Source organism: Mycobacterium sp. TH-M82, from assembly GCF_057473605.1.
In genome coordinates this window covers 1-2,254 of record NZ_JBYCKY010000837.1, presented here as the reverse complement: position 1 = coordinate 2,254, position 2,254 = coordinate 1, and the positions used below count along the sequence as shown (strand labels likewise).

2 protein-coding genes and 1 pseudogene are annotated in these 2,254 nt (G+C 67.7%); all 3 read left to right on the top strand.

Going from position 1 to position 2,254, the window contains the following annotated elements; genetic code table 11:
- Nucleotides 1-348: pseudogene (locus tag AC2VON_RS24305) on the top strand (hypothetical protein); the annotation flags it as partial.
- 439 nt (nucleotides 349-787) lie between these two features.
- The gene (locus AC2VON_RS24300; protein WP_486955127.1) at nucleotides 788-1,516 is read left to right on the top strand and encodes an MgtC/SapB family protein; all 729 of its coding nucleotides are present in this window, start codon (nucleotides 788-790) and stop codon (nucleotides 1,514-1,516) included.
- 32 nt (nucleotides 1,517-1,548) lie between these two features.
- Complete coding sequence (locus AC2VON_RS24295) at nucleotides 1,549-2,103, top strand: LysM peptidoglycan-binding domain-containing protein (RefSeq protein ID WP_486955126.1); 555 nt, start codon at nucleotides 1,549-1,551, stop codon at nucleotides 2,101-2,103.
- Nucleotides 2,104-2,254 lie beyond the last annotated feature (151 nt).

Below are 2,254 nucleotides of genomic sequence, written 5' to 3'. Positions count from 1 at the left end.
GCGGCGTCGGACATCAGCGCGGGTGCGGCACCGGCCGCCGTGGGCGTTCCCGCCGCTCCCGGCGGTCTCTTCGCCGACATGGCGCTGGCAGGCTTGGTCGGCCGGTCCATCGGCGGTTCCGCCCCGCGGAGCAGCCCGGCCGCGGTGATGAACGGCCACGCGCAGGGCCGGCTTGAACGTATGGTCACCGAGCTCGCGGGCACCCACGACATACAGCACTGGCACGTCGACCCGAGCAAACTCGATGATCTGTTGGAGGAACTGTCCGACAAACCGGGCGTCCACGCAGTACATGTCAACGACGACGGGCAGAGCAAAGGTAAACCGCGACCGCGAAGCCGCGGCTGACCGGGGCGGGCCCGGGATCTTTGCGGTCGCCTTGACGGGCGCAGGACAGCTCCGCTCGGCTGCCCGCCAAGAGGAGGAGTCCGATGATCTTTGGGCGCAAACGCGACCGCGTCCGGCGACAACCGGTGTAGCAGATCGTTTTTACCCAGACGGCGGAAATTCACCGGATGTTCGTTTCCATCGTCACGGCCGGCGTTGTAGCCTACACAGCCGCGGGGCCTGCTGCCCCACTCACCAGTTGCGGAGTATCGCAATGGATTTTCCGGAATCGGTCGCGATGTCGGCCACCGCAGCACCTTATGCGGCATGGGTGAAAACGACTGCCGGACAGGCAGGGCAGCCTGGCCGGTGATGGCCGGATAGCGTGGTGGCGAACAGTGCTGCGTTACACCATGCTCCCTACCGTCTAGCCGGAAAGACACGAAAGGAGGGGTGGCTCATGCAGACGCTGAGCATTACCGATTTCGCCCTGCGCCTGGCTGTCGGGCTGGGCTGCGGTGCGTTGATCGGGCTGGAACGGCAGTGGCGGGCGCGGATGGCCGGCCTGCGCACAAATGCCCTGGTGGCGGCCGGGGCGACACTGTTCGTGTTGTACGCGGTCGGCGCCAATGACGCCAGCTCCACCAGGGTGGCGTCTTACGTGGTGTCGGGGGTCGGGTTTCTCGGTGGCGGGGTGATCCTGCGTGAGGGGTTCAACGTCCGCGGTCTGAACACCGCGGCGACCCTGTGGTGCTCGGCGGCGGTCGGTGTACTGGCCGCGGCCGGACAGCTGTCGTTCGCGCTGATCGCCACCGGCGCCGTCGTCGGCACTCACCTGCTGGGCCGGCCGCTGGGCCGGTTCATAGACCGCGACCAGAACATCGAGGAAGATGAAGGGCAGCTGCCCTACCAGCTGCAGCTGATCTGCCGCCCCAAATCCGAAAAGTACGCTCGCGCCCAGGTTGTCCAGCACACCGCGGGCAATGACCTGGTGCTGCGCGGCATCCACACCGGGCGGGCCGCCGAGGACAATATCGTGTTGACGGCGTACCTGCTGGTGGACGGCCGCGCACCGGCCCGATTGGAGCGTTTGGTCGCCGAACTGTCTTTGCAACCCGGCGTCTACGCGGTGCACTGGCACTCCGGCGACCAGGACAGCCCGATATCCCCGGCGCCGCAGCCGGACTAGAAGGGACCAGGAGGGACCAGGAGGGACCAGGAGTGGGTCGTCCCGGTCCGCTGATAGTTCTTTTGGGGGAGTCGCTCACCTCGAACAATGGGGCCTACACGCTGACACTGCAAGAGGACGGCAACCTGGTGCTAGCGGTGCGGGGCAAGGCGATCTGGGCCACCGGGACCAACGGCCAGAACGTCGTGCGCGCCGAGGTCCAGCCAGACGGCAACTTCGTGGTCTACACAGCGGACAAACCGGTGTGGCATGCCGACACCAAGGGCAAGAAGAACGTCAGGCTGGTGCTGCAGGACGACCGCAACCTGGTGCTGTATGCCGCCGACGGCCCAGCCTGGTCCAGCAAAACCGAGACCGATGCGCCGTCGTCGCCGGAGCCCGCGGCCGAACCGGTCGTCGAAGAGGCGGCGCCGGTGCCGCCTGCGCCTGAGCCGACCCGGACCTACACGGTGGTCTCCGGCGACACGCTGTGGGCCATCGCCGAACGGTTCTACGGCGACGGCAGCAAATACCAGCAGATCGCCGACGCCAGCGGCGTCGACAATCCCGACCTGATCCAGCCCGGCCAGGTACTGACGATTCCCTGACCGCCGGCCACGATCGTCGCGGCGACCCGGACCCGCGGGCCCGGGTCGCCGCGCTGTGGTGTGTGCCGTGCCCGGTGTTGGGCAGCCCGGCGCCGGTAACCTGGGCAGCCGTTAGAGTGTCCGGCGCCACGCCGGCCCAATGCGATCGGAG

Excerpts from the sequence above, each read along its gene's own strand:
- AC2VON_RS24300 (WP_486955127.1), top strand. The coding sequence starts at position 788 with ATGCAGACGCTGAGCATTACCGATTTCGCCCTGCGCCTGGCTGTCGGG.